Origin of the sequence: Tropicimonas sp. TH_r6 (genome assembly GCF_033101155.1) — a bacterium.
In the GTDB taxonomy this organism is placed as follows: Bacteria; Pseudomonadota; Alphaproteobacteria; order Rhodobacterales; family Rhodobacteraceae; genus Tropicimonas.
Genome location: NZ_JAWMPX010000011.1, coordinates 34,956 through 61,875 on the forward strand (window position 1 = coordinate 34,956; position 26,920 = coordinate 61,875).

Below are 26,920 nucleotides of genomic sequence, written 5' to 3' on the forward strand. Positions count from 1 at the left end.
GGGACAGGCTGGATCTAACAACGGCGAGAACCTGCTGCCGGACGTGCTTTGATCCGCGCCGCAGGACGCTCGCAGGAGGTGGGCATTCGCCGCATCAGGCGTTGCTGTCGGGGGATGCGGCCCCGTCAGAGGCACCGAGCTAGAGGGGGGCAGGGAGGTGACGGGCCCGGAAGCGCTCGAATTCGGCCTCCGTGGCCTGCTTTCCGGTGAAGACCGCGGCATATTCCGGGATCCGCGCAATCCGCGCCTCTGCGCTCTCCTCGATCCGCATCGAGACATAGCCGACCTGCGTGTAAAGCACCGTCAACGCCCGCACCTCCGCTTCCCGCTCGGAATAACCGAAGCGCAGGAATATGCCTTCGATGGCCTCGCGCCGGCGACGGTCCGCAGTCTCGATCCGCCCTTGCAACGCAGGTTCGTGCCGCGCCCAGTTGCGGATCGCGAGGTCGAGACGGGCGTCGAACAGCTCCGGCAGCAGCCAGCAATCGCACAGATTGAACATCGCCTCGCAGATCGTCTCCGCATAGGCCGAACAGCGGGCCTCCAGATTGCCGGTATTCCGTGCCTCCCAGCGGTCGACCATCGCTTCAAGAAGCGCGTCTCGATCCTTGAAATACCAGTAGAATCCCGTCCGTGACAGTTTCAGCCGCCGTGCCAGCGGCATCACCTTCACGGCCTCTACGCCGCCGTCCTTCAATAGCTCCAGCCCGGCATCGAGCCAGAGCTCTTCGGAGCCACGCTGTCGGTTTGGCGATGCATCCTTCATGAGCAGATCCGTAGCAGTCCCCGACACTCATGACAATATTCTTGACACAAGTGTCGAGTGTATGTCCGGATTGATCCATCGACGACTCGTCGCCGCCATCAGCTCCGAGGACAGCCCATGACGACAGCCGCCGCAGCCCGTCCCAAGACCCGCCGCCGCCGGAACGTGCGGGCGGAAACCCTGCCCAACGACCATCTCCGGGTGCCGTTCATCACCCGCGGAATCCCGACCTACGACATCCTGAACGAGGAGAGCCTGTCGAAGATCGAGGCGACAGCCGAGCGTATCCTCGCCGAGATCGGCATCGAGTTCCGCGACGACCCCGAAACCGTCGCCCTGTTCCGCGCCGCTGGCGGTCAAGTGACCGGGCTGAGCGAGTCGTCCTGGAATATCCGCTTCGAGCCGGGGATGATCCGCGAGATCCTCGCCACCGCTCCAGAGCGCTTCACCCAGCATGCGCGCACCCCTTCCAACAGCGTCGAGATCGGCGGCGACAGCGTCGTCTTTGCCCCGTCTTACGGCTCGCCTTTCGTCATGGATCTCGACCGGGGCCGCCGCTATGGCTCGCTTCAGGATTTCGAAAACCTGGTCAAACTCGGCCAATCCTCGCCCTGGCTGCACCATTCCGGCGGCACGATCTGCGAACCGACCGACGTCCCGGTCAACAAGCGCCACCTCGATATGGTCTATGCCCATATCCGCTACTCGGACCGCGCCTTTCTCGGCTCGATCACGGCACCTGAGCGCGCCGAGGACAGCATTGCCATGGCCCGCATCCTCTTCGGAGAGGGCTTCGCCGATGAAAACTGCGTCATCATGGGCAATTTCAATACCACCTCGCCGCTGGTCCTCGACGGCGTCAGCACCAGAGGCATCCGCGCCTATGCTGCCGCCGGACAGGCCTCGATCCACCTGCCGTTCCTGCTTGGCGGCGCCGTCGCACCGCTGACCGGGGCAGGGGCCGTCGCCCAATGCCTGGCCGAAAGCGCCACCTCCTGCGCACTGACCCAGCTCGTGCGCCCCGGTGCGCCGACCGTTCTTGCGGGCTTCCTCGCCTCGATGGCCATGCGCTCCGGCTCGCCGACTTTCGGCACGCCCGAGCCAGCCCTCGCCTCCCTCGCGCTTGGTCAGATCGCCCGGCGCTGGAAGCTGCCCCTGCGCTGCGCCGGCAACTTCTCCACCTCCAAGCTGCCCGATGCACAGGCCATGCAGCAATCGATGATGTCCATGATGTCGGCGATCCATTGCGGCGCCAATTACGTGCTGCATTCGGCCGGTTTCCTCGACGGGCTGCTCTCGATGTCCTACGAGAAATTCGTCCTCGACACCGATCTCTGTGGCGCGCTTCATGCCTATCTCAAGGGGCTCGACACCAGCGAGGACGCGCTCGGCTTCGACGCTTTGGCCGAGCTTGGACCCGGCCAGCATCTCTTTTCCACCCAGCACACGCTGCGCCACTACAAGACCGCCTTCCATGACAGCGAGTTGAACGACGACCGTCCCTGGGAGACCTGGCATGAGATGGGCGGCGAGGACATGATGACCCGCGCCAACCGTCGTTGGAAGGCGCTCCTCGCGGAATACGAGGCCCCACCGCTCGATCCGGGCACGGATGGCGCCCTCAAGGACTTCATCGCCCGCAAGAAAGCGTCCATGCCCGACGCCTGGTACTGACCCCACTCGCCAGAGAGACCGCCCATGTCGAAAGACCCGCTCCTCCAGCCTTATCAGCTCAAGCACCTGAGCCTGCGCAACCGGATCATGACCACGAGCCATGAACCGGCCTATCCCGAAGACGGCATGCCCAAGGACCGCTACACCGCCTATCACGCCGAGCGGGCAAAGGCGGGCGTGGCGCTGACCATGACCGCCGGCTCGGCCGCCGTCTCGAAGGACAGCCCGCCGGTTTTCAACAATATCCTCGCTTACAAAGACGAGGTCGTGCCCTGGATCCGCAATCTCACCGATGCCTGCCATGAGCATGGCTGCGCGGTGATGATCCAGCTCACCCATCTCGGGCGCCGCACGGGCTGGAACAAGGGCGACTGGCTGCCCTCCGTCTCCCCCGGTCCACATCGCGAGCCGTCCCATCGCGCCTTTCCCAAGTTGATCGAGGATTGGGATATCGAGCGCATCATCTCCGATTTCGCTGATGCCGCAGAGCGGATGAAGGAGGGCGGCATGGATGGGATCGAGTTGGAGGCCTATGGCCACCTGATCGACCAGTTCTTCTCGCCGCTGACCAATGTCCTTGAAGGAGACTATGGCGGAGGCAGCCTCGAAAGCCGGATGAGGTTCGGCCTCGATGTCATTGATGCAATTCGAAAACGAGTCGGAGACGCATTCATCGTCGGCATCCGCTACACGGCCGACGAGACTCAATCCGGCGGCATCAGTCCGGCCGAGGGGCTGGAGATGGCCAGGCGGTTCCAGGCCAGCGGTCAGGTCGATTTCCTCAACGTGATCCGGGGCCGCATCCATACCGACCCCGCGCTCACCGATGTTATCCCGGTGCAGGGCATGGCCAATGCGCCGCATCTCGACTTCGCCGGCACCGTGCGTGCCGCGACCGGCATGCCGACCTTCCACGCCTCCAAGATCCCCGACGTCGCCACGGCCCGCCACGCCGTCTCGGCGGGCCTGCTGGACATGGTCGGCATGACCCGCGCCCATATGGCGGACCCGCATATCGTGCGCAAGATCATGGAAGGCCGAGAAGACGACATCCGTCCCTGTGTTGGCGCAACCTATTGCCTGGACAGGATTTATCAAGCTGGAGACGCACTCTGCCTGCACAACGCGGCGACCGGGCGCGAACTGACCATGCCGCATGACATCCCCCCGGCGACGGAGCGCAAGCGCGTTGTCATCGTCGGCGCCGGGCCCGCCGGACTTGAGGCGGCCCGCGTCGCTGCCGAGCGCGGCCATGACGTGCTTGTCTTTGAGGCTGCGGCCGATCCGGGCGGACAGATCCGCCTGACCTCGCAATCCGAACGTCGCCGCGAAATGATCTCCATTATCGATTGGCGCATGGCCCAATGCGCCGCGCGCGATGTCGGATTTCGCTTCAACTCATGGGCGGAAGAATCAGATATTACAGCGGAAAATCCGGATGTTGTCATTGTCGCAACCGGTGGGATGCCGAACACGGAGCTGCTGGAGACGCGCGGCGAGCAGGAGCTGGCCATCACCAGCTGGGACCTGATTTCCGGCGATGTGAAACCGGGCAAATCGGTGCTGATCTATGATGAATCCGGCGACCATGCCGCCGTGCAGGCCGCTGAAATCGCGGCCAATTCCGGCGCAGAGGTCGAGATCATGACGCCGGATCGTATCTTTGCCCCGGAGATCATGGCGATGAATCTCGTCCCCTATATGCGCGCGCTGCAGGACAAGGATGTAACCTTCACTGTCACCCGCCGTCTTCTCGGCATCAAGCGGGCGGGAAACCAGCTCGAAGCCACAATCGGAACGGATTACAGCGACTTGAAAACGCTAAAGAAATACGATCAGATCGTGGTCAATTACGGCACATTTCCACTGGCCGACCTCTATTTCGACCTCAAACCGCTCTCGCGCAACGGGGGCGCGGTCGACCCGGAGGCGCTGATAGAAGGGCGCAAGCAGGAGATCATCCGCAATCCCGACGGCGCCTTCCAGCTCTTCCGCATCGGCGACGCCGTCTCGGCCCGCAACACCCATGCGGCGATCTATGACGCGCTGCGGCTGGTCAAGGATCTCTGATGCGCACAAGCCGCATAATCCACGTCGTGTCCGCCCATGCGGAAGGCGAGGTCGGGGATGTCATCACCGGCGGCGTCGCGCCGCCTCCCGGGGAGACGCTCTGGGAGCAGCGCCGTTTCATTGCCGAGGAAGGGACCCTTCGCAACTTCCTGCTCAACGAGCCGCGCGGCGGCGTCTTCCGGCATGTGAACCTGCTGGTGCCGCCAAAAGATCCGCGCGCCGATGCCGCTTTCATCATCATGGAACCCGAGGACACGCCGCCCATGTCCGGGTCCAACACGATTTGCGTTGCCACGGTCCTGCTTGACACCGGAATCCTGCCGATGACGGAGCCGGAGACCGTTCTCACGCTGGAGGTGCCGGGCGGCCTCGTCCAGATCCGCGCCGACTGCCAGGACGGCAAGGCCGAACGGATCACCCTGACCAACCTGCCGTCCTTCGCCGCGCGCCTCGATGCCGTGCTGGAGGTCGAAGGGCTGGGAACACTGAATGTCGATACGGCCTTTGGCGGCGACAGTTTTGTTATCGTCGATGCCGGAGAACTGGGTGTCGAGATCCGGTCGGACGAAGCGCGCGATCTCGCCCGGCTTGGGGTCAGGATCACGCAGGCGGCCAATGAGCAACTTGGGTTCCACCATCCGGAGAACCCGGACTGGCGCCACATCTCCTTTTGCAGTTTCGCCGCGCCGCTGGAGGCGGTAGAGGGCGGGTTCGCCTCGCGCTCCGCCGTCTGCATTCAACCCGGCAAGATCGACCGCTCCCCCACCGGCACCGGCATCTCTGCCCGCATGGCCGTGCTGGCCGCGCGGGGCCTCCTCGGCGAAGGCCAGACCCTGCGATGCCGATCCATCATCGGCTCCGAATTCATCGGACGACATGCAGGCACGACGCAGGTCGGCGCGCTCCCCGCCATCATTCCCGAGATCACCGGACGGGCCTGGATCACCGGAACACATCAGCACATGCTCGACCCATCCGATCCCTGGCCGGGGGGCTATCGTCTTCCGGACACCTGGGGGCAGGCCCTTGATTGACCGCGTGGGCGAGGTCGGGCGGGCTGTGTCCGTCCCCGTCCCCGTCGCTCCGGCGTAGGCTTGGCGGCGTCGCTTTTTATCTCGAGCCGGATTTGGCGCGCGCGCGTGAGGGCAGGAGGAGCAATGACGCCTCCGCATGCATCTTTTGCATTGCGCCGGGTGCCGCTTGAGGTCGCCCATCGAGACGGCAAGGAGTGCAATTGGTGCTCAAAGAATGGGCAAATCTGTGGGCGGCGAAAAACCTCCAGATCCGGCGAACGCCGTGCCGCAGCGTGCCCAATGCCTGTATTGGACTGATTCAATTCTTGAAAATCTCGGAATCCTGATACTTGTTCCCGGCGGGACCGGGTGTTTCCTCGCATAGGAAAAGTTGACGTGAAGACAAACGCGTTTACGCTGATTAAACGATTACTCACCTGCCTCCAAAAGCGATTCCGCAAAGACCAATGCAGCCGAAGCTGAAAGATATCGCCAGGGAACTCGGTGTCTCGACCGCGACCGTTTCCAATGTTCTGTCAGGCAAGGGGCGGGTTTCGGACGAGACACGGCGGCTGGTCAACGAGAAGGTCAGCGAGCTTGGCTATCGCCCCGGAGGACCCGGGCGCGCATTGCGGACGGGGCGAAGCGGTGTGCTCGGACTGGTGCTGCCAGACATCTCGAACCCGCTCTTTCCCGCCTTCGCGCAGGCCATCGAGGCGGCGGCAGCCAGTTCCGGCTTCGGAGTGCTGATCGCGGATTCGCATGGCGATCCATCGGCGCAAACCGACGCCATGCAGCGCATGATCCAGAGGGGAGCCGATGGCATCGTGATCGTGCCCTGCCGCGGAACCCAGGTCAGCGATCTGCCCCTGGCCGCGACGATCATCGATGCGGCCTCGACGCCCGGCAATTGCGTTTGTTCCGACCATCACGGGGGCGGGCGCCTCGCGGTAGAGCATCTGCTGGAACTCGGACATCGAAAGATGGTCTTTCTCGGACAGAGCCGGCGGTCCACGGTGCAATCGGACCGGATCGACGGCATGCAGGCGGCCCTGTCCGTCGATGCCCGCGCCGATGTGGTCTGGCTCGAGGATGGTCTCCCGGATTTCGCCGCTCTGGCGCGTCGCGGTGCAACTGCTGTCATTGCGACCTCGGACCTGCATGCGCTCACCGCGCTCACCTGCCTTCAAAGCGCCGGCCTCACCGTGCCCGAGGATGTCAGCGTGATCGGATTTGACGATCTCAGCTTTTCGGCCCGTATCGCGCCAGGCCTGACGACGCTCGCGCAGGACATGCCGGAGATTGCCAGCGCAGCGGTTGCACATCTGATGCAGCAACTCGACGGCGCGCCCGTTCCCGCCGCGCGGATCGTTCCGATGGCGTTGCGAATTCGCGGATCCACCGGCCCCGTCCTGAAAACCATTCCCCCGCAAGACCGACCCATCCCCCAACAAGGAGACCTGACCCCATGAAGACCCTGGTACTGGCTGGCGCTTCGACGCTGGCGCTCTCAGCCGCCGCGATGGCCGCCGACAAGACCCTGACCATCTCGGTCTATTCCTTCTCGCAGGACGAATTCAAGGAGCTGGTCTACGAGCCCTTCGAGGAGATCTGCGGCTGCGAAATCGTGGTCGAGACCGGCAATTCCATCGAGCGGATGGCCAAGATCGAAGCCAACAAGGACGCGCCCGTGATCGACATGGCCGTGCTCTCCACGCATGACGCGCTCGGTGCGGCGCGCAAGGGCCTGCTGCAGCCGATCGACGTCGCCAAGCTCTCCAATTACGACAAGCTCTACGACATCGCCAAGGACCCGCTCGGCGACAATATGGGTGTCGGTTACACCTTCTATTCGACCTCGATCGTCTATCGGTCCGACAAGGTGACCGTGGAAAGCTGGGCCGATCTGCTCTCGCCCGAACTGGCTGGCAATGTCGCGCTTCCGGACGTGACCACCAACCAGGGCCCGCCGGCGCTCTACATGATCGGCAAGGCGCTCGGGGATACCGACACATCGCTGACCGCGCCAATGGATGCTGTCGGCGAGAAGGCCGACGATATCGTCACCTTCTATGTCCGCTCCTCGCAGCTCGCGCAGCTTATGCAGCAGGAAGAGATCTGGGCCGCGCCGGTAGGTCGCTTCGCCTGGGGCCGCTTCAAGGACAATGGCTTGCCGATGGAATGGGCCGAGCCCAAGGAAGGCCAGACCGGCGGCATGAACGTCATGGTCATGACCGCGAATAACGGCAATGAAGAGCTGGCGACGCAGTTCATGGATTTCTGGCTCTCGACCGAGATCCAGTCCGCGCTGGCCAATGGCCTTGTCGACAGCCCGGCCAATGCCGAGGTTGAACTCTCCGACGAGATCGCCGCCAACCTGACCTATGGCGCGGAGACCGTCGGACAGCTCGACCTGATCGATCCGGCCACCATTCTCGACAAGCGCGAGAGCTGGCTGGAACAGTGGAACACGAAGGTCGTGAAGTAATCCGATGTTTGAAAACCGGGCAATCGGTCTGGCCCTGGTCCTGCCCGCGGCGATTTTCGCCGCGGCGCTTTTCCTGCTACCGGTCGGCATCCTCCTCTCCGAAGCTTTCCAGACCGAAACGGGCTGGTCGGTGTCGGCCTATGGCGAGTTCTTCGCCTCACCCCGCAACCAGACAGTATTCTTCCGCACGCTGAAGCTGGCCACGCTGGTCGCCGGCACCTCCGCCGTGATCGGCTATGCCGCTGCCTTCGCCATCGTCAACCTGCCGGCAACCTCGCGCGGGCGCATGTTCGGGCTGGTCACGCTGCCGCTGATGATCTCGCCCGTGGCGCGGACCTATGCCTGGCTGGTGATCCTCGGGCGCACGGGCTTCGTCAACAAGATGCTGGTCGATATCGGCATCATCGACACGCCGCTGCGCATCCTCTTCACGGAGACTGCCGTCTTCATCGGCCTGCTGCAGCTCTTCCTGCCGCTGATGATCATCTCGCTGGTCTCGGCGATGGAAAACATGCCACGGGACGCGGTGCCCGCCGCCCGCATACTCGGCGCCAACTGGTTCCAGGTCTTCTGGCGGGTGATCCTGCCGCTGACCCGCGAAGGGCTGGTGATCGGCGGTACGTTGGTCTTCACCGGCTCGATGACCGCCTATATCACCCCGGCCATCCTCGGCGGATCCAAGGTACTGATGCTGGAAACGCTGCTCTACCAGCGCGTGACCGTCGCCAATGACTTCGTCTCGGCCTCGGTGATCGCCATGATCCTGATCGTCATGAGCTTCTCGGCCAACCTGCTGCTCAAGCGGCTCGCAACGGCGAGGAAGTCGCGATGAACAGCCGCCTCAGCACCTGGATCATCCTCGGGCTCACGCTCACCTTCCTGATTGGCCCCTTCCTGATCATCATCGCTGCCGCCCTCTCTGCCGGCAACAATCTCGCCTTCCCGCCGCAGGGTCTGTCGCTCAAATGGTACCTCAAGGTCTTCGAGGTCGAGAGCTTCCGCGCCAGCTTCGGCGTCTCGATGTTCCTCGCGATCTTCGGCACGCTGGCGGCTCTCGTGCTGGGCATCCCGGCGGCCTATGCCATGGCGCGCTTCAAGGTGCCGGGCGCAGAGACGGTCCGTCTCATCGTCTCCTCGCCGATCATCGTGCCGGGCATCATCGTCGGCCTCGCGCTGCTGCAATATCTCGTCATCCCGCTCGGTGTCGGCATCGGCCCGGCGCTGTTTCTCGCCCATACCGCGCTGATCCTTCCCTACGCGGTGCGCGTGGTCTCAGCCTCGATGCAGAACCTGCGCGTTGACATGGAGGAGGCCGCGCTGATGCTCGGCTGCACCCGGTTCGGCGCCTTCCGCCGCATCGTGCTGCCAAATATCAAGGGCGGCGTGCTCGCGGCCTTCATCCTCGGCTTCGTGACCTCCTTCAACCAGGTCCCGGTCTCGCTCTTCCTCTCCGGGCCGGGCCTGCGCACGCTGCCGATCGACATGATCGCCTATATGGAGATCAACTATGACCCCTCCGTCGCCGCCCTTTCTGCGCTTCTGGCCTTCATGTCGATGGGCATTGTCTTCGCCGCCGAACGCTTCATCGGACTGTCCCGCTATGTCTGATCCCGTATCCGCATCCTTGGCCGTCCCCTGCGCGTCTCTCCCTCGCGCGTGGCCGTCGAGGCTGGCAGCCTCCGCCCCCCTCCCTCGGCGGAGGCTGCCTCCCAATTCGCGGCCCAGAGCCGCCCTTCGCACGCTGCCCCTCTCCCTGACGGCTGGAACTCCAAGCGCATGACCGATCAAGATTTCGTCTCCCTCCGGGACCTCACGCTGGCCTATGACAAGACCATCGCCGTCGACCGGCTCAACCTCGATATCCACAAGGGCGAACTGATCGCGCTGCTCGGCCCCTCGGGCTGCGGCAAGACCACGACCATGCGCGCCATTGCCGGGCTGCTGACCCCGCGCGGCGGTTCCGTCCATATCGATGGACGGGACGTTACCCGCCTGCCGCCCAGTCGCCGGGAGGTCGGGTTGGTCTTTCAGTCCTACGCGCTCTTCCCGCATCTGAGCGTCTTCGAGAATGTCGCTTTCGGCCTGCGACTCCGGCACGAACCCGATCTCGACGCAAAGGTTATGGCGGGGCTGGAGACCGTCGGGCTGACCGATTTCGCAAAACGCCAGCCGGCCGATCTCTCGGGTGGCCAGCAACAGCGCGTGTCGCTGGCCCGCTCGCTGGTGATGCATCCCAAGGTGCTTCTGCTGGACGAGCCGCTCTCCAATCTCGACGCCCGCCTGCGCCTCGAAATGCGGACCGAGCTGCAACGCGTACAGCGGGAGACGGGGATCACCATGGTCTTCGTGACCCATGACCAGGCCGAAGCGCTGGCACTGGCCGACCGGATCGTGCTCATGCGAGACGGCGCCATCGAGCAAATCGGCACGGCGGAAGAGATCTACAACGCGCCCGTCTCCGGATTTGCCGCCGATTTCATGGGGTTCGAGACCATCCTTCCGGACGGCGAGGGTGGCGGACTGGCCTGGCGGCCGGGCGCTGTCGTGCTGGGTGACGGCCCGCATGAGGGCGAGATCCGCGGCGCGTCTTTCGCCGGCGAGCGCCGCGAATATGTGCTCGAAAGCGCGCTCGGAACGATCAAGGCGGATGTGCCCGTCTCCGAGAGCCGGTTCGAGATCGGCCAGACGCTCGCCTTCGACCTGCCGCGCGAAACCGCCGTCGAACTGGCGCGGATCGACTGATGGGGATCTGGATCGACACGGATATGGGGGCGGACGATATCTTCGCGATCCTGCTCGCCGCCCGCAATCGGCCGATCGACGGCATCTCGCTGAGCTTTGGCAACGCGCCGCTGCCACAGGTCCGCGCCAATGCCGCCGGGGCCGCCGAGGCCTTTGGCTGGACCATGCCGATCCATGCAGGCGCCGAGCGCTCGATCCTCGGAGAGGTGACCACCGCCCAGACTATCCTCGGAGACGCGGGCATCCCGACGCGCGGCCAGACCCTGCCTGTCGCCCGGCCCAAGCATGACCCGGCCCTGCCAGCGCTCATAGCCTGGCTCGAAGCCGAGACCCTGGCCGAGATTCTCGCTCTCGGCCCTCTCTCCAATCTCGCGATTCTTGCGCTTGCCCGGCCGGACCTTCTCGACCGGATCGGTCGCGTCATCTGGATGGGCGGGGCGGTCGGGCGCGGCAATCACACCGCCTCCGCCGAGTTCAACGCCGCCGCCGATCCCGAAGCGCTCGCCATCCTGCTTGCTCGCAACGTGCCGCTGACGATGGTGGACCTTGACGCCTGCCGACGGGTCGAGATCACCGAGGCCGATGTTGCCGGGGCGGACACCACCCCGTTGCTGCGCGACCTGCTTGGTGGCTATCTCGACATCGCCTTGAGCCGGGGCCGGCCCGCCATGGCGCTCTACGATCCCGTCGCCGCCGCTCTTCTCGTCGCCCCGCACCTGTTCGAGACCGCGCCTGCTCAGATCACCACCGAACTCGCCGGAACCCATAGTCGCGGCCGGACAATCGTTGACCAGCGTCGCCCGGACCGGGCAAATGCGCAGATCGTTGCCGATTTGCAGAGCGGGCCCGTCCGGGATCTCTGCCTGTCTGCCCTGGAGCCGCGTGCATGATCTCCGAACCACAGGACCTGAACGACCCGGACCTGCGCGACCGCGCGGTTGCGGCGGCGCGGGGCGATGCGCCTTTCGACCGGCTGATCCGGGGCGCGACACTGGCCGATATGGCAACCGGCGAGCTGCGTCCGGCTGATATCGGCCTTGTCGGACCGCTTATCGCCTCGGTGCACCCTACGGGCCAACGTGACGACGCGACGGAGATCATCGACGCTACCGGCCTGATCGCCGTGCCGGGGCTGATCGACACGCATATGCATGTCGAGAGCTCCATGGTCACACCGGAGACCTATGCCGGTGCCGTCCTGCCCCGAGGGGTCACGACCATCGTCTGGGACCCGCATGAATTCGGCAATGTCGCGGGTCTGGCCGGGGTCGACTATGCGCTGACAAGCGCGGCCCGATCCGCGCTGCGCATCCTGCCGCTTGCCCCGTCCTGTGTCCCATCGGCGCCGGGATATGAGAGCACGGGCGCCGATTTCGGCCCGGAAGTGATCGCCAGCCTGCTCGACCGGCCCGGAATTCACGGGCTCGCCGAGCTGATGGACATGCGCGCGGTGACTTCGCGCGCCGAGCGGATGCGCGGGATCGTGCAGGCTGGGCTGCACTCGGGCAAGCTTGTCTGCGGACATGCCCGCAGCCTGACCGGCCCGGAGCTGCAAGCCTATGTCGCCGCCGGTATCAGCTCGGATCACGAGATCACCTCTGCCGATGACCTGCTGGAGAAGATCCGCGCCGGGTTGTCCATCGAGCTGCGTGGCTCACATCCCTACCTTCTCCCGGGTTTCGCCAAGGCGCTGCAATCGCTGCCGCAGATGCCGCCGACCGTGAGCTTCTGTTCCGACGATGTCTTCCCCGACGACCTTCTCGAAACCGGCGCCGTCGACGAGATGTTGCGCCGGATGATCGCCCATGGTCTGGACCCGATGCGCGCGCTGCAAGCGGCGACCCTGAACGCGGCGATCCGGCTCGACAGGCAGGATCTCGGCCTGATCGGCCCGGGAAAACGCGCCGATATCGTCCTGCTCGACGATCTGGTGAGTTTCCACGTTCGCCACGTCCTGCGCGATGGCGCCCCTGTCGAGGCAATCGGGACGGGTTCGCGCTTCCCCGACGCCTTCCTGGAGACTTGTGCGCTTCCGGCCGTCCTCGCCGAGGATTTTGTCCTCCGGGCCGACGGGGCGACCGTGCGGCTCGCCACGATCTCCCGCCCGCGTTTCACCGAATGGGGTGACGTGACCGCCGACATTGTGGACGGGGCTGTCATCCCGCCCGATGGGACCACGATGATTGCGGTGATCAACCGCCATGGCGGCGACCCGGCGCCCAAGCTCGGTTTCCTGCAAGGCTGGGGCGAATGGGACGGCGCCTTCGCGACAACGGTCAGCCATGACAGCCACAACCTGACCGTCTTCGGCAAGCGTCCCGAGGACATGGCCGCGGCGGCCAATGCGGTGATCGCGGCGCGCGGCGGCATGGCCGTTGCGCGGGGCGGAAAGTCCGTTGCCGTGCTCCCGCTGCCCGTGGCGGGGCTGGTCTCGGACGCTCCCTTGCCTGAGGTTGCAGCGGCTCTCGCGGCCCTTCGCGTCGCGATGGATGAGGTCGTGGAGTGGGACCCGCCCTATCTCACCTTCAAGGCATTGGTCGGCGCGACGCTGGCCTGCAATGCCGGCCCGCACCAGACCGATCTCGGCATCGCGGACTCCCATGCGGGGATCCTGCTGGCCTCGCCGATCCTGTCCGAAGGGTCAGGCTGACAGGGCGCGACGCGCGACCTCGGCCCAGAAGGCGACACCGGTCGCGATGGCGTCATCGTTGAAATCATAACCGGTATTGTGGTGTAGCGCGCCATCCCGCGCCGGCCCGTTGCCGAGCCAGACATATGCGCCCGGGGCCTCTTGTCCGAAGAAGGCGAAATCGTCCCCGGCAGTGGAGGGCGGAAACTCCATGCGCACACCACCGTCCGAAACGGCCTGAGCTGCGGCCAGCGCCACGGCGGTTGCCGCCGGATCGTTGACGACCGGCGGAATGCGGCGAATGAAGGTGTAGTCTGCCTCGACCCCCATGGCCTGCGCGATCCCGGTCGCCAATCGCCCGATTTCTGTCTCCAGCTGGTCGCGCACTTCGGGCGTATAGGCTCGGGCGGTGCCGCCGATATCGACGAAATCCGGGATCACGTTCAGCGCCTCCGGATCGCCCCCTGCGATGGAACAGGCACTGACCACGGCCGGCTGCAACGGATCGATCACCCGGCCGGGAATGCTCTGCAACGCGGCGAGGAAATGTCCGGACGCCGTCACCGGGTCGCGCCCCAGATGCGGCTTGGCCCCATGGGTGCCGACGCCGCGAAACCGCACGCGCCAGCTGTCCGAGGAGGCAAGCTGCGGCCCGGCGACCACGGCCATCTCGTCCACCGCCAGACCCGGCATATTGTGCAACCCGAAGACCATGTCGCACGGGAACCTCTCGAACAGCCCGGCTTCGACCATCCGCCGCGCGCCGCCACGCCCTTCCTCGGCTGGTTGGAAAATGAAATGCACGTCGCCCTTCGGCGGGGCTGCCACCAGCCTTGCCGCCGCGCCGAGCAGCATCGTCGTGTGCCCGTCATGCCCGCAGGCATGCATCTTTCCCGGCATGGTCGAGACCCAGGGCGGCGTTCCCGTCTCCGGCATTGCCAGCGCATCCATATCCGCCCGCAGCCCGACCGACCTCTGGCCGCCGCCGCGCATGCTGCCGACGACGCCGGTCCCTGCGATCCCCTCCGTGACCTCTAATCCAAGGTCGCGCAAGAAAGCGGCAACAATCGCCGCTGTGCGTGTTTCTTCGAAACCGAGTTCCGGATGTGCGTGCAGATCACGCCGGATTTCGGTCAGACGGGAAAGGTCGATGGACGCGGGATCAGTCATGGCGCTATTGGTAGCCATCTCCAACCGGTTTGAACAGGATGCACAGCATGGAACCGCATGACTTCTGGCAGGAAATCCATCCGGCCGAGGATGCCGTGCCGCCGCCGTGGAAGGATCGTTTCCCGGCAGAGCTGCCCGATGGGAAGATCCTGTTCCTGCCGATCCGCCCCTTGGGCGACGGCGGCAAGGGCATTGCCTCGCTGATCCTCAACCAGGCGGGATTTGCGGTCGAAACGGCGCTGGCCGACCATCTCGCCGCGCGCCTCTCCCCGTTGGATCTCGACGTCGTCGTGGGCCTGCCGACACTGGGCCTGTCGCTCGCGCGGGATGTGGCCGAGCGGCTTGGCCATGCGCGCTATGTGCCACTCGGGACGTCGCGGAAATTCTGGTATCGCGATGAGCTGTCCGTCCCGCTCACCTCGATCACCAGCCCCGGCACTAGCAAGCGCCTCTATCTCGACCCGCGCCTGCTCCCACTGCTTGACGGGGCCCGCATCGCGCTGATCGATGACGCGATCAGCACGGGAACCTCGATTGCAGCCGGTCTCGACCTGCTAGACCTGATTGGGCATCGACCGGAGGCGATCGGCACCGCCATGCTGCAGACCTCCCGTTGGCAAGACACGCTCTGCACGGCGCGCGCGGTCGAACCGGAGCGCATTCGCGGCGTGTTCCAGACCCCGCTGCTGCGGTCAACGCCGGATGGCTGGGTCGCGGTGCCCGTCTGACGGTGTGTCGGGACCAGACCGGGGAAGCCTATGATCTCTTGCGGCGGTGCCTGCGGAGCTCCGAGCCGACAAGGTCGGCCAGCGTCCGGGCGGATACGACGAGGACAAGCCCACACAGGAGGGCTTTGGACAACAGTTCCATCGTGCCTTCGATCAACATGGCATGGACGACGCTGCCGGCGATTGTCACCGCCGCGAGGCCGAGATGACCGCCGCGCCAGATGCGCCACGGCACCCCGAGCTTGCGCCGGAACGCGGCCAGCGTCGCGGCGCCGAGACCTGCCCACATGGCGATCACGCCCCATGCGGAAAAAGGGGTCGGTGAGCGAAAAAGCAGAGCGTCGATCACGTCGGGCGGGCTGGTGATCCAGAGTGCTGCGACATGGAACAGGATGACGGCGACCAGCGCGATGCCGGTCCAGCGATGGATGCGCCGCGCGCGCGCCAGCGGCAGGCCGGGCAGGACGCCCCCCGCGAGAAGTGGTTGCACAAGGAGAAGCGCCATGGCGGCGATGCCGGCGAAACCCGCCGCGATATAGACCGGGTCGCGCCAGGCAAGCAGCGGGCTGGAAGCGGCCAGGGCGACGGGCACGACGAGTGCTGCGGCCATGGCGCCCCAGACGAGGATCGGGCGGGTCCGGCGCATCGTTCTGGTCCTGTCCGGTTTCAGGCCGGTTGCAGGACGAAATGCGCTTCGAGGGCGCTGTCCTTCGAGCTGCGCATAACCGGACGCAGGAAGACGGTCTCGAACGCGTCGCTGTCATAGGCGAGATGCCCGTGCGCCTGTCCAAACGCGGGGACGATCTGCGGCATTTCGAGGCGAAACACCCCGTTGGCATCGGTCAGCGTCGCGCCATGGCTGCGCTGGTCGCGTTCATGCCCTTCGGTTGTATGGGCCCAGATCTGGATGCGTTGACCGGCCAGCGGCGCGCCATCGCCCGCCCGCCGCACGGTGCCGGACATCCAGAAACCGCCGCCGCCGATCCGCTCGACGATGGGCGCGCCGGGGCGGTAATTGTTGGCCCCGCCGCGCATCGTGGGCGTCGGGGCCAGCCCCTTCGCCCGGGCCGGAACTGAGAAACCCAGCAGGCCGGTTGCCAGGGTGGTGCTGCCAGCGGTGAGAAGCGAGCGGCGGGTGATCATGATCCTTCGGGCTCCGTTTTCGTGATCCTGCGGGTCGATCCTTGCCGGACCTGGGGCAGATGATAGCACGGTGCCGCAGGATTCCGAGTTTGGACGGGCGCTGCGCCCGTCCAAATCCCCTCAAAGCTTCGTGAGCCGGCCCGTTCGAGCCGCGCCCAGATCAGCTCAGATGTGTCTCGAAATGCGCGAGGGTGCGCTCCCAGGCGAGCTTGGCGGCGGCTTCGTCATAGCGCGGCGTGGTGTCGTTGTGGAAACCGTGGTTTGCGCCCTGGTAGATATGGGCCTGGTAGTCCTTGCCATTCTCCTTGAGTGCAGCCTCATAGGTCGGCCAGCCCGCATTCACACGCTCGTCCAGCCCGCCATATTGCAGCAGAAGCGGTGCCTCGATCGCCGGCACATCCGCTGCCTCGGGCTGACGGCCATAGAAGGGCACCGACGCGGCCATGTTCGGATAGGCAACCGCCAGCGCGTTGCAGACCCCGCCGCCATAGCAGAACCCGACCGCGCCGACCTTGCCGGTCGAGCCCTCATGCCCGACGAGGAACTCAAAGGCGGCGAAGAAATCCTCCATCAGCTTGACGCGGTCGAGCGTCTTCTGCAGCGCGCGCCCGTCATCGTCATTGCCGGGATAACCGCCTGCCGGGGTCAGCCCATCCGGCCCGAAGGCGAGATAGCCGGCCTTGGCCGTGCGCCGCACGACGTCTTCGATATAGGGGTTGAGGCCCCGGTTCTCATGGATCACCAGCACGGCGGGAAGCTTGCCCGTCGCCCCGGCGGGCTTCGCCATCAGCCCCTTCATCGTGCCATGCCCCTTGGGGCTGTCATATTCGGCGATCATCGTCTCGATGTCCGGATCGTCCGGAGCGACCTGCTGTGCGAGGGCGTAATTCGGCTGGAGGCTCTCCAGCATCACGGTGGCGGTCACGCCCGCAGCGAGGTATTGGCCCGAATTGCGAAGGAATTCGCGCTTGGTCATCTTCCCATGCACGTAGCCATCATAAAGTTCGAGAATCCGGGGATGGAAATCGGATGCCGTCTTGCGCTGCATTGAAACTCTCCCTGTCGAGAAATGAAGGATGGGTCTTCACGCCATGTCCAGGCTGGCGGCACTGGCGCGTCTTCCGTGGCCGGGCGGGGCCCCGACTGTCTTCGCCGTCAGTATGGCCGGGAACGGCCGAGCGGCCTCATCACGTCGCCGTGACCGCTCCCGTCCGGGATCACACCGCGCCGGTATATTCGCCGCGCGCCGGATAATCGTTCTTGATGGCGAAATCGAGCGCGCCGACCAGTTCGGAGAAATGCGGACGCGAGAAGGGCATGGTCTGGACCGAGCCGTAATAGAGCGTCTGCTGCGGCGTCACCATGAAGAGCCCGGGCTCGGAGAAGAGCGCCGGCTCCTCGATGCCGATGGAGGTCGTGCCACGCGAGGTCGAGATATAAAGGCCCCAGTCGCGGGCCACGCTCAGCGGCAGGTCATAGGCGATGCGGAGCGCGTCGGCCTCGATCTTGTCGGCCATCGCCTGGGCGCGTTCCTGATTGTCGGAGCTGATCGCCAGCGTGGTCACGCCGCGTTCGGCGAAGGCCGATGTCTGTTTCTGCAACTCGCCCAGATAGTTGGCGCAGATCGGGCAATGCAGGCCGCGATAGAAGCAGAGGATGACGCCGCGCTCGGACTGTTCGGTCGAAAGGTCGAAGTCACCATGCGAGAGCGTCGGCAATTTGAGCTCGGGCGTTTTTTGGCGGGGAAGTAACATGTCTGGTCTCCTGGGGATGTCTCTGAGTGTTTCTGCAAGGTGGCAGAATTTACCGTTTGAAAAACTTCAAAAAACAGACCAAAACACCGGAATGGAAAAGATTGACCGGCTTTCGACCCTCATGTCCCGCTTCCGCCTGAGCGCGCGCGCCGCGCCGCTGGGCGAGGCAACCCTGATCGCGACCCGTCCCGGAAAGGACGATCCGGGGCGGTTGTTTCTTGGTGCCGTGCCGGTGGAGATCGATCTGGCCGAGGCGGAGATCGTGGTGGCGGCGCGGGTCGATTGGGGGAGCGATGCGAACCCGCTCTTTCAAGCCCTGCCGGAGCTCATGGTGCATGACCTGTCGGCGGATGAGGGCACGCGGCAGCTGCTGTCGCTGATCGATCTGGAGATCCGCGCGTCGCGTTGTGGGGCGGACTCGGTGATCGGGCGGCTGACCGAGGTGCTGCTGGTGCGCCTGTTGCGGGGCCAGATTGAATCCGGGGCGGTCGAGACTGGGTTGCTGGCCGGACTGTCCGATCCCAGATTGAGCCGCAGCATCGTCGCGATCCATGATCATCCGGAACGTCTCTGGACCAATGAAGACCTTGCGCAAGTCGCTGGGCTTTCGCTGAGCCGTTTCGTGGAGCTGTTCCAGACCCGGGTCGGAGAAACGCCCGCGGCCTATTTGCGGCGCTGGCGGCTGACGCTTGCGCGCCAGGATCTCGTGCTCGGGGCACGGGTGGAACGGGTGGCGCATCGATACGGGTTTCGCTCGGCAGAGGGGTTTTCGCGCGCTTTCAAGCGGCAGTTCGGCCAACAGCCGCGCGCCTTGCGCAGACCCTCCGCAACGGATGCGCAGCCGCATTCCTCCTGATCGGACCCCTCATGGGGGAAACCGCTTAATCCGCGCCGGGACGGGGCGGTTCGGGGCAGGGGGGAACGAAAAACGCCGCTGCGGTTGCAGCGGCGTTTCGTTTGTCGCGCCGGGGGGCGGATCAGCCGGCCGTGGCGTCCCGATTCTCGGAATAGATCAGCAGCGGCTGGGCGTCGGAGGTCACGGCCTCTTCGTTGACCACCACTTCCTCGACCGCTTCAAGGCCCGGGAGATCGAACATCGTGTCGAGCAGGATGTCCTCCATGATCGAGCGCAGCCCGCGCGCGCCGGTCTTGCGATCGATGGCCCGGCGGGCGATGGCCCGCAGCGCGTCCTCGGTGAAGTTCAGTTCGGCATCTTCCAACTCGAAGAGCCGCTGGTATTGCTTGACGATGGCGTTTTTCGGCAGGGTCAGGATCGTGACCAGTGCATCCTCGTCGAGGTTTTCCAGCGTTGCGATGACGGGCAGGCGGCCGACGAATTCCGGGATAAGGCCGAATTTCAGCAGGTCTTCCGGCTCCAGCTCCTTGAACAGTTCGCCCACATCCTGGTTGCTGTCATCCTTCACATCGGCGCCGAAGCCGATGGCCGAACCCTTGCCCCTCTGGGCGATGATCTTGTCGAGGCCCGCAAAGGCGCCGCCGCAGATGAAGAGGATATTGGTCGTGTCCACCTGCAGGAATTCCTGCTGCGGATGCTTGCGCCCGCCTTGCGGGGGCACGCTCGCAACGGTGCCTTCCATGATCTTGAGCAGCGCCTGCTGCACGCCTTCGCCGGAGACGTCCCGCGTGATCGAGGGGTTGTCCGACTTGCGGGTGATCTTGTCGACCTCGTCAATATAGACGATGCCGCGCTGCGCCCGCTCGACATTGTATTCGGAGGCCTGCAGCAGCTTGAGGATGATGTTCTCGACATCCTCACCCACGTAACCGGCTTCGGTCAGCGTGGTCGCGTCGGCCATGGTGAACGGCACGTCGAGAATCCGCGCAAGGGTCTGCGCGAGATAGGTCTTGCCGCAGCCCGTCGGACCGATCAGCAGGATATTCGACTTCTGCAACTCGATTTCGCTGTTCTTCGCCGCGTGGTTGAGCCGCTTGTAGTGGTTATGCACCGCGACCGAGAGCACGCGTTTGGCGCGGCCCTGACCGATCACGTAATCGTCGAGGACTTCGCAGATCTCCTTCGGCGTCGGCACGCCGTCGGAGGCCTTGAGCCCGGACGTCTTGGTCTCCTCGCGGATGATGTCCATGCAGAGCTCGACGCATTCATCGCAGATGAACACCGTCGGGCCGGCGATCAGCTTGCGCACCTCGTGCTGGCTCTTTCCGCAGAAAGAGCAGTAGAGCGTGTTCTTGCTGTCGCTACCGGATGTATTCGCCATGCCAATCCTCTAGGGGCCCGCGCCCATTGTTGCGACCGGTCTCCCGGCCCGCTTGCGGGGCGTTCCGCGCCACCCCGTCCAAGCAAGATTATGGCAGCCCCTTCCGAGGCACAATGCCCAAATGTCGGCGGGCGGCATACGTGCGGCCCGCCGTTCGTCTCGTTTCGTCAGCTCTCGGCCTTGTCTTCGACAGTCTTGCGGCTCTCGACGATCTCGTCGATATGGCCCCAATCCTTGGCTTCCTCTGCGGACATGAAATTGTCCCGTTCCAGCGCCGCTTCAACCTCTTCGAGCGCCTTGCCGCTATGCTTCACATAGATGGCATTGATCGTGTTCTTGATCTTCTGCGTCTCGGCGGCGTGAATCATGATGTCGGTTGCCTGGCCCTGGTACCCGCCGGAGGGCTGGTGGACCATGATCCGGCTGTTGGGCAGCGCGAAACGCATCCCCTTTTCGCCGCCAATCGAGAGCACCGATCCCATCGACGCCGCCTGGCCCACGACCAGTGTCGAGACCTTGGGCCGGATATACTGCATCGTGTCGTAGATCGAGAGACCGGAGGTCACGACACCGCCGGGGCTGTTGATATACATGGAGATTTCCTTGGACGGGTTCTCCGCCTCAAGGTGCAGCAACTGGGCGACGATAAGCTGGCTCATGCCATCATGGACGGGGCCGTTGACAAAGATGATCCGCTCCTTGAGCAGGCGGGAGAAAATGTCATAGGCGCGCTCGCCGCGGCTGGTCTGCTCGACGACCATCGGGACGAGGTTCATATAGGTCTCACGGGGATCTTGCATGGATACTGCCTCGCTTCGGGGCGACCGCGGGTGCGCTGGCCGCTTCAAATTCGTCAATGAGTCGTAGTGTCGACCCGGGGGGGTTGCAAGGGCAAGGCGGCGCGCACGCCCGGCGGTGCCCCGGGTGGTGGCTCGCCACGCCTCCGCACGGCACGCGCCGCAGCTATCCTGAGTCTTCCTTTACGAAAGGTTTCTATCTGGAAGTTTTCCCACTGGAGGGGGGGCGGTCCGCCGGGCGCGGCGACCGGGCGACGGTGTCATGGCCAGATAAGGTTGAAAACGAAGATCACAAGGGCCAGCGCGCCAGCATATTTCCAGCTGAAGCCCTTCCGGCGCTCCTCGCGAGTCACGAACCCCGTCTTGTCGAGCGCCCAGGTCGTGAGAAAGATCAGGGCAACGGTGACAATCGCGTGGAACAGGTCAAGATGCATGGTCGATTTCCCGGCAGTGTTTCGCATGGCGGGACGAACATGTCGTCCCGCCCAGCCATATCATTCGATTGAGATGTCCAGAACTGTCGCGGAATTTGTTCCGGGATCGCCATTGTAGAACACGTTTACGAGATGATCGCCGCTCAGGTATAACTGCCCGCGATAGCTGTTCCCGGCTTGCGCACTCTCGTAGAGGATGTCGCCGCCCGGCACCGTGATCATGAAATAGGTATTCGGCGCGCTTGCCTGCATGGAAACATTCAGAAACTGACCTTCCGCCGCCCCTAAAATATAGGTCATCGCGGCGCCGGAGCCGAGATTGGCCGTGAGCGACGTGCCCGTGGTCCCCGGATCGAACTGGACGCGCCGCTCCGTATTCGGGGCTGTCAACACGTCCTCCGACGCGCTGGCCATCGCGCCATTGCCATCATCCATCGCGTCGACGGCGGTCAGTTCCCCGATCGCCCCGTCCTTGTAGGCGATGCAGCGCCAGGTCGTTCCGCCTGCATCCTTCATCATGACAAGCGTTCCGGCCTCGGAGAAGCTGGACTCGAGGATTTGTCCGCCCTGCGCGTCCGGTGTGCCGGTTGCGCGCAACGCATCGATACAGGCGTTGTCCGCGTCGCTCATCGCAAGCGTTGCCCCCGGGGCCACAAGGACGGTCGCGAGGAGGATAGGTTTGCCGAGATGTTTCATGTGTTTTCTCCCAATCAGCAGTCGCCCGCAGGCAGCATGGTGACCCCGGAATAGACGCCGTTTGAGGTGGTTATCCGGGCACAGGCGCCGGTCGAGAGATTGAACCACCAGGAGGTCAGGCCTTCGGAGCGGATCAGGTCGAAGCCGAGTGTCTGGATGCCCATCTCGGCCTGACCGGCGCGGGCCCCTTCGAAGGAGGACAGATCGGAGGAACTGCCGACCGTTGGCGTCGCTGTCGCCGCCTTGCTCCCATTGTCCTCGACACACGCTGCCAGAGGCAGCGCAAGGATGAGCAAGGCGGAATATCTGAATGCCATGAATTGTTTCCCTCTTGGTCGCCGCATGGATTTCGGAGGTGCCTCCACCATTCTTCTGTCAGTGTCAGTGTCAGTGTCAGTGTCGGTGTCAAACAAGACCTCCGCCCCGGCCCGCAACTCAACGATAGGTAGAATGCGCCGAAAGGCAAATAGGGGACGGATCATTTGCCGGTAAACCGACAGGCCCGAGTTCGGGTGCGAGACAATAGTGAGCAAGCCGTTCGCCGGGGTTTTCGGCGATGCGTCGAAGCCTGCAAAGGATTCTGGGCGGTCCTTCCCCGGACCTTCCGCGGCGCACGGGGGCGAGATCTATTGTGCCGTCCAGCCGCCGTCGATCGGGATCGAGATGCCGGTGACGTTGTGGGCGATGGGGGCGCAGAGCCATCGGGCCAGCGCGCCGATCTCGGCAGGGTCCGACACGCGCTGCGTCGGTTGTTTCTCTGCCAGCAACTCCGCGATGCCGAGATCCCTGTCGCCGCCATGCAACGCCGCCCGGGCGACGATCTGCGGTTCGATGATCGCGGTCTCTGTCCAGCCGGGGCAAATACAATTGACCGTCACACCACCGAGCCCGGTCTTGCCCGCATTGGCATATTCCAGCGCCGCCACCTTGCTGAGCCCGATCAGCCCGTGTTTCGCGGCGACATAGGGGGCCTTGTCCTTCGAAGCGACGAGCCCGTGGACCGAGGCGATATTGATCACCCGCCCATAGCCGCGCGTGGCCATGAGTGGCATTGCGGCCTGCATCAGGTGGAAGGCGGCGGAGAGATTGACAGCGAGGATCGCATCCCATTTCTCGCCCGGCATCTCGGCCAGCGGCGCTGTGTGCTGGATGCCGGCATTGTTCACAAGAATGTCCGCCCCGCCCCAGGCCGCGACCGCCGCCATCAACTCGGCGATCCGCTCGGGCTCGCGCAGGTCGCCCTGGAAGAACTCCGCCTGGGGCGATCCCGCCTCACGAAGCGCCGTGCAGACCTCGTGCACCTGGAGATCTCCCGCGATGCCATGTACCGCGATCCGTGCACCGGCCCGCGCCAGCTCGGTGGCAATCGCGAGGCCAATTCCCTGAACCGATCCCGTCACCAACGCCGTTTTCCCTGCAAGCTCGGTCATGTCTCTTCCTCCTCCAGCAACCGGCGCAGCTCTGTCTTGAGAACCTTGCCGTAATTGTTCTTCGGCAGTTCGGGGAGGAAGCGGTAGGCTTTCGGCCGCTTGAACCGCGCGATCCGTTCCAGACAGAGCGCGTCGAGCGCGCCTGCCTCCGGTGCGGGGTCGTGGGCGACGACAAAAGCGACGACCTCCTCGCCCCATTCCGCCGAAGCCCGCCCGACCACCGCAACCTCCCTCAGATCCGGGTGTTGCAGCAGCGCCTCCTCGACCTCGCGCGGATAGATATTGCTGCCGCCCGAGATGATCATGTCCTTGGAGCGGTCCTGAAGCGTCAGGTAGCCATCCGCGTCGAGCCGCCCCATATCGCCGGTCCAGAGCCAGCCATCGATCAGCGTCTTCGCCGTTGTCGCCTCGTTGCGCCAGTAGCCCGGCATGACCGGCGCGCCCTGCACAAGGATCTCGCCGGTCTCGCCGGTGGCAAGCGGCGCGCCGGTTGGTCCAGCCACCCGCAGCTCGACGAGGCTTTGCGCGCGGCCCACCGAGGCCAGCCGCTCGCGCCAGCGCGGATGCGAACGATCCGCCACGTCGGCGCGCGGCAGCGCCGTGATCGCCATGGGGCATTCGCCTTGCCCGTAGATCTGCAGAAATCGCGGCCCGAACCAGTCGACCGCTTCCACGATATCGGCCAGGTACATCGGCCCGCCCGCATAGACGATGCTGCGCAGCCCGTCGCCACGTTGGCCTGTTCGTTTCCCGACATCGGTCAGACGGCGGACCATGGTTGGGGCCATGAACATGTGGATGGGGCCAAGTTCGGCGGCCAGGGCGAGCACCTCCGCCGCGTCGAAGCCCCGCGAGGGCGGGCAGATATGGCGGCACCCATGCAGGATATGCATCATCGAGTAGATGCCGGCACCATGGCTCATCGGGGCGCCATAGAGGACACCGTCCTCCGGGGAGATGCTGTCCCCATCGGCCTGATAGGACATCGACATCGACATCGCCATCAGCATCGCATGGGTCATGCGCACGCCCTTGGGGCGCCCGGTCGTGCCGGAGGTGTAGAAAAGCCACGCGAGATCGTCCTCCGCACGCGGCTCGCAATCGCGCCCCGGACCGGTGCAGGCGGCAGCAAAATCGGGGGCGCCGGTGTCGATCACCTCCGTCTCCGCGACCTCCCGCAACGCCTGGGCAAGACCGGGCGTGGCCAGGCACAGCGCGGCGCCGGAATCCTCGAGAATCCAGGCCGCCTCGCGTGGGTGCAGTTTTGCGTTGATCGGAACCACGGCGGCGCCGGCGATCCAGACCGCGTTCATCGCCACGAGATAGTCGGGGCAGTTTGCCATGAAGAGCGCGATACGCGCACCGGGAGGAATTCCGCGAGCGGACAGGGCGGCGCCGAGCGACGCGGATTGCGCGTGGAAGCTCCGATAGTCGGCCAGAATACGAGTTCCGTCCAGAAGGGCAGGGCGGTCGCCGTGTACCCGTGCCGTTCGCTCCAGCCACAGCGCCAGGTTCATGGCTGTCCTCCCTGTTCTCCCCGCTACATGGAAGCACGCGAGGCGCCTTTGAATCAACTCTCGCGGGGCTTGGCGCGGGCAGTCCCTGTCGCCTGGGTGAGCTGAAGCGGCGGTGCGTCTTCGTGAGGCGTCGAGGGACGTGAGCTGAGGCGAAGCCCGGGCGCGCGGGAACGGGCGGGCGTATCGAGACGGTCGCCAGGCTGACCTGTCGAGGGGGAGCCGATGCCGGAAAGATCGGGGCGGCCACCGACGATCAGCGCCTGCAACAGATCACCGAGAGAGCACGGCTATCCATGGCCGCGGTCCGGGCGGTTCCTCAGAAGTCGTACCCGACCCGAAGCCCGAATGCCCAGACTTCACCATCATCGAAATCGGCGCGGGTGGTGCCGACGGGGAGGGTCTCGACGATGCCATCCCCAAGCTCGGTGTATTGTGCTGAGAGGGCGAGGCTCAGATCGCCGAAGCGACGCTGCACCCCGACCCCGGCCCCCCAGAAACCAACAGAGGGAAAGAGTGGGGCGACGACTCCGTCTTCGCGCGGCTCATAGAACAAGTCGGCAGATCCGGCCCAGACGTCGTTGAACTGGCGTGCAAGACCGACCGTGTAGGTCACCGTGTCGTCCAGCTCGACCAGCCCAACGCCACCGCCGCCCTGCTCGAGTGGCTTGCTGAACCCGGCCGGGTCGATCCGGAACTCGCTCCATTTCACCCAGCGGACCGAGCCATAGAGAAGTGTGTCGGGAGCAATTCCTGTTTGCAGGTCGAGATTGAGCGATTGCGGTGTCTTGACCTCGGTGGTCGAGCGCCCGTCCAGAGCCGGGTTGGGGTTGCCGGTTTCGACCGTGTCCATCTCATGGGTGATGGTCGAGTTATAGGTCAGCGAGGCACGCAGGGCGATTTCCGGAATCTCGTAGCTCGCGCCCAGCACATAGCCGAGCGCGCTGTCCTGTCCGAGAGAGACCTCGTATCCATTGGCAGTTGGCAGGCCGAACTCGCGCGGCGCGCCGTAGGCCCAGCCGCTCAGGCGGATATCGCCCTCGATCTGTTGCAGCCGCACCCCGCCATGGACAGACCAGGTCTCGTTCAGGCGATACCGCAGAAGCGCGGTCAGGGAGGAGGTCTCGGCCCAGGCCCGCGTGTTTCCGAGCTCGCTCGTCATGCCGTCGCCGGGGTAGAGCAGGTCCGAGCCATAGGGCTCCTCGGCGATCAGTGCGCCTGAGAGCGAGTCGTCGACCTCCAGTTTGAGTGCGGCCGATGGCGCGGAAATCATCGCGGCGGTGTTTCCATATTGGTAGCCGGGGGCGACAAAGGGGGCGATCCCGGCACCTTCCCCGGTAACCTCCGGCCAGGCGCGGGCGAAGTCGAGCCGCAGATGTCCGCCGCTTTTGCCACCATCCTCGAACAGGACATCGATACGCTGACCGGTGCGGTCCAACCCGCCAGCAAGTGCGGGAAGGGTGAGGAGGCAGGGCAGGAGTGCCGTGCCAAGCAGGCGGGAAATCATGGCGGTTCTCTTCGACGTTCTGTACGATTCCCGCCTAGTGGCTCAAGGTTGACGCGCGATTAACCGAGCGCCCGGAGCCGGGGTCGTGAGGAAGAAATGTCGCCCCTGGGCAGCTATGACCTTGGGTC

At 64.9% G+C, this 26,920-nt stretch carries 26 protein-coding genes; 12 read left to right on the plus strand and 14 right to left on the minus strand.

The features are described from left to right. Positions 1 to 139 precede the first annotated feature (139 nt). A complete protein-coding gene (locus R3X27_RS12300; RefSeq protein WP_317709156.1) occupies positions 140 to 766 on the minus strand; it encodes a TetR/AcrR family transcriptional regulator in 627 nt (208 codons plus the stop codon). Between the two features lie 117 nt (positions 767 to 883). On the opposite strand from R3X27_RS12300, the gene R3X27_RS12305 reads away from it, so the two are divergent. The 10 genes from R3X27_RS12305 to R3X27_RS12350 all read left to right on the plus strand — a co-directional run bounded on the left by R3X27_RS12305 (position 884) and on the right by R3X27_RS12350 (position 13,403). Beyond that, positions 884 to 2,440, plus strand: a complete 1,557-nt coding sequence (locus R3X27_RS12305; protein ID WP_317709157.1) for a trimethylamine methyltransferase family protein — start codon at positions 884 to 886, stop codon at positions 2,438 to 2,440. Positions 2,441 to 2,464: 24 nt separating this feature from the next. Next, a complete protein-coding gene (locus tag R3X27_RS12310) occupies positions 2,465 to 4,510 on the plus strand; it encodes an NADH:flavin oxidoreductase (RefSeq protein ID WP_317709158.1) in 2,046 nt (681 codons plus the stop codon). Continuing rightward, positions 4,510 to 5,544 (plus strand): trans-3-hydroxy-L-proline dehydratase, encoded by a 1,035-nt coding sequence (locus R3X27_RS12315; RefSeq protein WP_317709159.1) that lies wholly within the window; start codon positions 4,510 to 4,512, stop codon positions 5,542 to 5,544. The genes R3X27_RS12310 and R3X27_RS12315 overlap by 1 nt, the downstream gene beginning before the upstream one ends. A 446-nt stretch (positions 5,545 to 5,990) precedes the next feature. Beyond that, positions 5,991 to 6,995, plus strand: a complete 1,005-nt coding sequence (locus tag R3X27_RS12320; RefSeq protein WP_317709160.1) for a LacI family DNA-binding transcriptional regulator — start codon at positions 5,991 to 5,993, stop codon at positions 6,993 to 6,995. Then, positions 6,992 to 8,011, plus strand: coding sequence for an ABC transporter substrate-binding protein (locus R3X27_RS12325; RefSeq protein WP_317709161.1), 1,020 nt, complete (start codon positions 6,992 to 6,994; stop codon positions 8,009 to 8,011). The genes R3X27_RS12320 and R3X27_RS12325 overlap by 4 nt, the downstream gene beginning before the upstream one ends. Positions 8,012 to 8,015: 4 nt before the next feature. Then, a complete protein-coding gene (locus tag R3X27_RS12330; RefSeq protein WP_317709162.1) occupies positions 8,016 to 8,843 on the plus strand; it encodes an ABC transporter permease in 828 nt (275 codons plus the stop codon). Continuing rightward, entirely contained in the window at positions 8,840 to 9,619 is a 780-nt protein-coding gene (locus R3X27_RS12335; RefSeq protein WP_317709163.1) for an ABC transporter permease, read from the plus strand. Before R3X27_RS12330 ends, R3X27_RS12335 begins: the two co-directional genes overlap by 4 nt. A 168-nt stretch (positions 9,620 to 9,787) precedes the next feature. Further along, positions 9,788 to 10,753, plus strand: coding sequence for an ABC transporter ATP-binding protein (locus R3X27_RS12340; protein ID WP_317709164.1), 966 nt, complete (start codon positions 9,788 to 9,790; stop codon positions 10,751 to 10,753). Next, positions 10,753 to 11,643 carry a nucleoside hydrolase gene (locus R3X27_RS12345; protein ID WP_317709165.1) on the plus strand — a complete coding sequence of 297 codons (891 nt, stop codon included), beginning with the start codon at positions 10,753 to 10,755 and terminating at the stop codon, positions 11,641 to 11,643. The genes R3X27_RS12340 and R3X27_RS12345 overlap by 1 nt, the downstream gene beginning before the upstream one ends. Continuing rightward, on the plus strand, positions 11,640 to 13,403 hold the full coding sequence (locus R3X27_RS12350; protein ID WP_317709166.1) for an adenine deaminase: 1,764 nt from the start codon (positions 11,640 to 11,642) through the stop codon (positions 13,401 to 13,403). Before R3X27_RS12345 ends, R3X27_RS12350 begins: the two co-directional genes overlap by 4 nt. On the opposite strand, the gene R3X27_RS12355 is transcribed toward R3X27_RS12350, so the two are convergent. Beyond that, the gene (locus R3X27_RS12355; protein WP_317709167.1) at positions 13,395 to 14,552 is read right to left on the minus strand and encodes an amidohydrolase; all 1,158 of its coding nucleotides are present in this window, start codon (positions 14,550 to 14,552) and stop codon (positions 13,395 to 13,397) included. The two genes, R3X27_RS12350 and R3X27_RS12355, sit on opposite strands and share 9 nt — an antisense overlap. Positions 14,553 to 14,599: 47 nt before the next feature. Here R3X27_RS12355 and R3X27_RS12360 point away from each other — a divergent pair, with 47 nt between their 5' ends. After that, positions 14,600 to 15,280 carry a phosphoribosyltransferase gene (locus tag R3X27_RS12360; protein ID WP_317709168.1) on the plus strand — a complete coding sequence of 227 codons (681 nt, stop codon included), beginning with the start codon at positions 14,600 to 14,602 and terminating at the stop codon, positions 15,278 to 15,280. A 28-nt stretch (positions 15,281 to 15,308) separates the two neighbouring features. Here R3X27_RS12360 and R3X27_RS12365 read toward each other — a convergent pair whose 3' ends face one another. From R3X27_RS12365 to R3X27_RS12380, 4 genes are all read right to left on the minus strand, one after another. After that, positions 15,309 to 15,926 (minus strand): ferric reductase-like transmembrane domain-containing protein, encoded by a 618-nt coding sequence (locus R3X27_RS12365; RefSeq protein WP_317709169.1) that lies wholly within the window; start codon positions 15,924 to 15,926, stop codon positions 15,309 to 15,311. A 20-nt stretch (positions 15,927 to 15,946) separates the two neighbouring features. Continuing rightward, entirely contained in the window at positions 15,947 to 16,423 is a 477-nt protein-coding gene (locus R3X27_RS12370; protein WP_317709170.1) for a twin-arginine translocation pathway signal, read from the minus strand. A gap of 160 nt (positions 16,424 to 16,583) precedes the next feature. Further along, a complete protein-coding gene (gene yghX, locus R3X27_RS12375; protein WP_317709171.1) occupies positions 16,584 to 17,471 on the minus strand; it encodes a YghX family hydrolase in 888 nt (295 codons plus the stop codon). Positions 17,472 to 17,640: 169 nt separating this feature from the next. Then, on the minus strand, positions 17,641 to 18,177 hold the full coding sequence (locus R3X27_RS12380) for a peroxiredoxin-like family protein (RefSeq protein WP_317709172.1): 537 nt from the start codon (positions 18,175 to 18,177) through the stop codon (positions 17,641 to 17,643). Positions 18,178 to 18,268: 91 nt separating this feature from the next. Between R3X27_RS12380 and R3X27_RS12385 the strand changes: the two genes are divergently transcribed. Further along, complete coding sequence (locus R3X27_RS12385; RefSeq protein WP_317709173.1) at positions 18,269 to 19,033, plus strand: AraC family transcriptional regulator; 765 nt, start codon at positions 18,269 to 18,271, stop codon at positions 19,031 to 19,033. A 121-nt stretch (positions 19,034 to 19,154) separates the two neighbouring features. On the opposite strand, the gene clpX is transcribed toward R3X27_RS12385, so the two are convergent. The 8 genes from clpX to R3X27_RS12425 all read right to left on the minus strand — a co-directional run bounded on the left by clpX (position 19,155) and on the right by R3X27_RS12425 (position 26,792). After that, positions 19,155 to 20,414, minus strand: a complete 1,260-nt coding sequence (gene clpX / locus R3X27_RS12390) for an ATP-dependent Clp protease ATP-binding subunit ClpX (RefSeq protein WP_317709174.1) — start codon at positions 20,412 to 20,414, stop codon at positions 19,155 to 19,157. 167 nt (positions 20,415 to 20,581) lie between these two features. Continuing rightward, complete coding sequence (locus R3X27_RS12395) at positions 20,582 to 21,214, minus strand: ATP-dependent Clp protease proteolytic subunit (protein WP_317709175.1); 633 nt, start codon at positions 21,212 to 21,214, stop codon at positions 20,582 to 20,584. Positions 21,215 to 21,471: 257 nt separating this feature from the next. After that, a complete protein-coding gene (locus R3X27_RS12400) occupies positions 21,472 to 21,645 on the minus strand; it encodes a hypothetical protein (RefSeq protein WP_317709176.1) in 174 nt (57 codons plus the stop codon). 60 nt (positions 21,646 to 21,705) lie between these two features. Further along, positions 21,706 to 22,341 (minus strand): hypothetical protein, encoded by a 636-nt coding sequence (locus R3X27_RS12405; protein ID WP_317709177.1) that lies wholly within the window; start codon positions 22,339 to 22,341, stop codon positions 21,706 to 21,708. Between the two features lie 14 nt (positions 22,342 to 22,355). Next, on the minus strand, positions 22,356 to 22,658 hold the full coding sequence (locus tag R3X27_RS12410) for a hypothetical protein (RefSeq protein WP_317709178.1): 303 nt from the start codon (positions 22,656 to 22,658) through the stop codon (positions 22,356 to 22,358). Between the two features lie 309 nt (positions 22,659 to 22,967). Beyond that, positions 22,968 to 23,771 (minus strand): 3-hydroxybutyrate dehydrogenase, encoded by an 804-nt coding sequence (locus tag R3X27_RS12415; RefSeq protein ID WP_317709179.1) that lies wholly within the window; start codon positions 23,769 to 23,771, stop codon positions 22,968 to 22,970. Then, positions 23,768 to 25,288, minus strand: a complete 1,521-nt coding sequence (locus R3X27_RS12420) for an AMP-binding protein (RefSeq protein WP_317709180.1) — start codon at positions 25,286 to 25,288, stop codon at positions 23,768 to 23,770. Before R3X27_RS12420 ends, R3X27_RS12415 begins: the two co-directional genes overlap by 4 nt. 316 nt (positions 25,289 to 25,604) lie before the next feature. Next, on the minus strand, positions 25,605 to 26,792 hold the full coding sequence (locus R3X27_RS12425) for an OmpP1/FadL family transporter (protein ID WP_317709181.1): 1,188 nt from the start codon (positions 26,790 to 26,792) through the stop codon (positions 25,605 to 25,607). Positions 26,793 to 26,920: the final 128 nt, after the last annotated feature.

Coding starts and splice junctions, on each gene's coding strand:
- R3X27_RS12305 (WP_317709157.1), top strand. CDS start 884: ATGACGACAGCCGCCGCAGCCCGTCCCAAGACCCGCCGCCGCCGGAAC.
- R3X27_RS12360 (WP_317709168.1), top strand. CDS start 14,600: ATGGAACCGCATGACTTCTGGCAGGAAATCCATCCGGCCGAGGATGCC.
- R3X27_RS12340 (WP_317709164.1), top strand. CDS start 9,788: ATGACCGATCAAGATTTCGTCTCCCTCCGGGACCTCACGCTGGCCTAT.
- R3X27_RS12425 (WP_317709181.1), bottom strand. CDS start 26,792: ATGATTTCCCGCCTGCTTGGCACGGCACTCCTGCCCTGCCTCCTCACC.
- R3X27_RS12355 (WP_317709167.1), bottom strand. CDS start 14,552: ATGACTGATCCCGCGTCCATCGACCTTTCCCGTCTGACCGAAATCCGG.
- R3X27_RS12330 (WP_317709162.1), top strand. CDS start 8,016: ATGTTTGAAAACCGGGCAATCGGTCTGGCCCTGGTCCTGCCCGCGGCG.
- R3X27_RS12345 (WP_317709165.1), top strand. CDS start 10,753: ATGGGGATCTGGATCGACACGGATATGGGGGCGGACGATATCTTCGCG.
- R3X27_RS12395 (WP_317709175.1), bottom strand. CDS start 21,214: ATGCAAGATCCCCGTGAGACCTATATGAACCTCGTCCCGATGGTCGTC.
- clpX (WP_317709174.1), bottom strand. CDS start 20,414: ATGGCGAATACATCCGGTAGCGACAGCAAGAACACGCTCTACTGCTCT.
- R3X27_RS12310 (WP_317709158.1), top strand. CDS start 2,465: ATGTCGAAAGACCCGCTCCTCCAGCCTTATCAGCTCAAGCACCTGAGC.
- R3X27_RS12325 (WP_317709161.1), top strand. CDS start 6,992: ATGAAGACCCTGGTACTGGCTGGCGCTTCGACGCTGGCGCTCTCAGCC.
- R3X27_RS12415 (WP_317709179.1), bottom strand. CDS start 23,771: ATGACCGAGCTTGCAGGGAAAACGGCGTTGGTGACGGGATCGGTTCAG.
- R3X27_RS12385 (WP_317709173.1), top strand. CDS start 18,269: ATGGAAAAGATTGACCGGCTTTCGACCCTCATGTCCCGCTTCCGCCTG.
- R3X27_RS12370 (WP_317709170.1), bottom strand. CDS start 16,423: ATGATCACCCGCCGCTCGCTTCTCACCGCTGGCAGCACCACCCTGGCA.
- yghX (WP_317709171.1), bottom strand. CDS start 17,471: ATGCAGCGCAAGACGGCATCCGATTTCCATCCCCGGATTCTCGAACTT.
- R3X27_RS12405 (WP_317709177.1), bottom strand. CDS start 22,341: ATGAAACATCTCGGCAAACCTATCCTCCTCGCGACCGTCCTTGTGGCC.
- R3X27_RS12320 (WP_317709160.1), top strand. CDS start 5,991: ATGCAGCCGAAGCTGAAAGATATCGCCAGGGAACTCGGTGTCTCGACC.
- R3X27_RS12400 (WP_317709176.1), bottom strand. CDS start 21,645: ATGCATCTTGACCTGTTCCACGCGATTGTCACCGTTGCCCTGATCTTT.
- R3X27_RS12365 (WP_317709169.1), bottom strand. CDS start 15,926: ATGCGCCGGACCCGCCCGATCCTCGTCTGGGGCGCCATGGCCGCAGCA.
- R3X27_RS12380 (WP_317709172.1), bottom strand. CDS start 18,177: ATGTTACTTCCCCGCCAAAAAACGCCCGAGCTCAAATTGCCGACGCTC.
- R3X27_RS12300 (WP_317709156.1), bottom strand. CDS start 766: ATGAAGGATGCATCGCCAAACCGACAGCGTGGCTCCGAAGAGCTCTGG.
- R3X27_RS12335 (WP_317709163.1), top strand. CDS start 8,840: ATGAACAGCCGCCTCAGCACCTGGATCATCCTCGGGCTCACGCTCACC.
- R3X27_RS12350 (WP_317709166.1), top strand. CDS start 11,640: ATGATCTCCGAACCACAGGACCTGAACGACCCGGACCTGCGCGACCGC.
- R3X27_RS12410 (WP_317709178.1), bottom strand. CDS start 22,658: ATGGCATTCAGATATTCCGCCTTGCTCATCCTTGCGCTGCCTCTGGCA.
- R3X27_RS12420 (WP_317709180.1), bottom strand. CDS start 25,288: ATGAACCTGGCGCTGTGGCTGGAGCGAACGGCACGGGTACACGGCGAC.
- R3X27_RS12315 (WP_317709159.1), top strand. CDS start 4,510: ATGCGCACAAGCCGCATAATCCACGTCGTGTCCGCCCATGCGGAAGGC.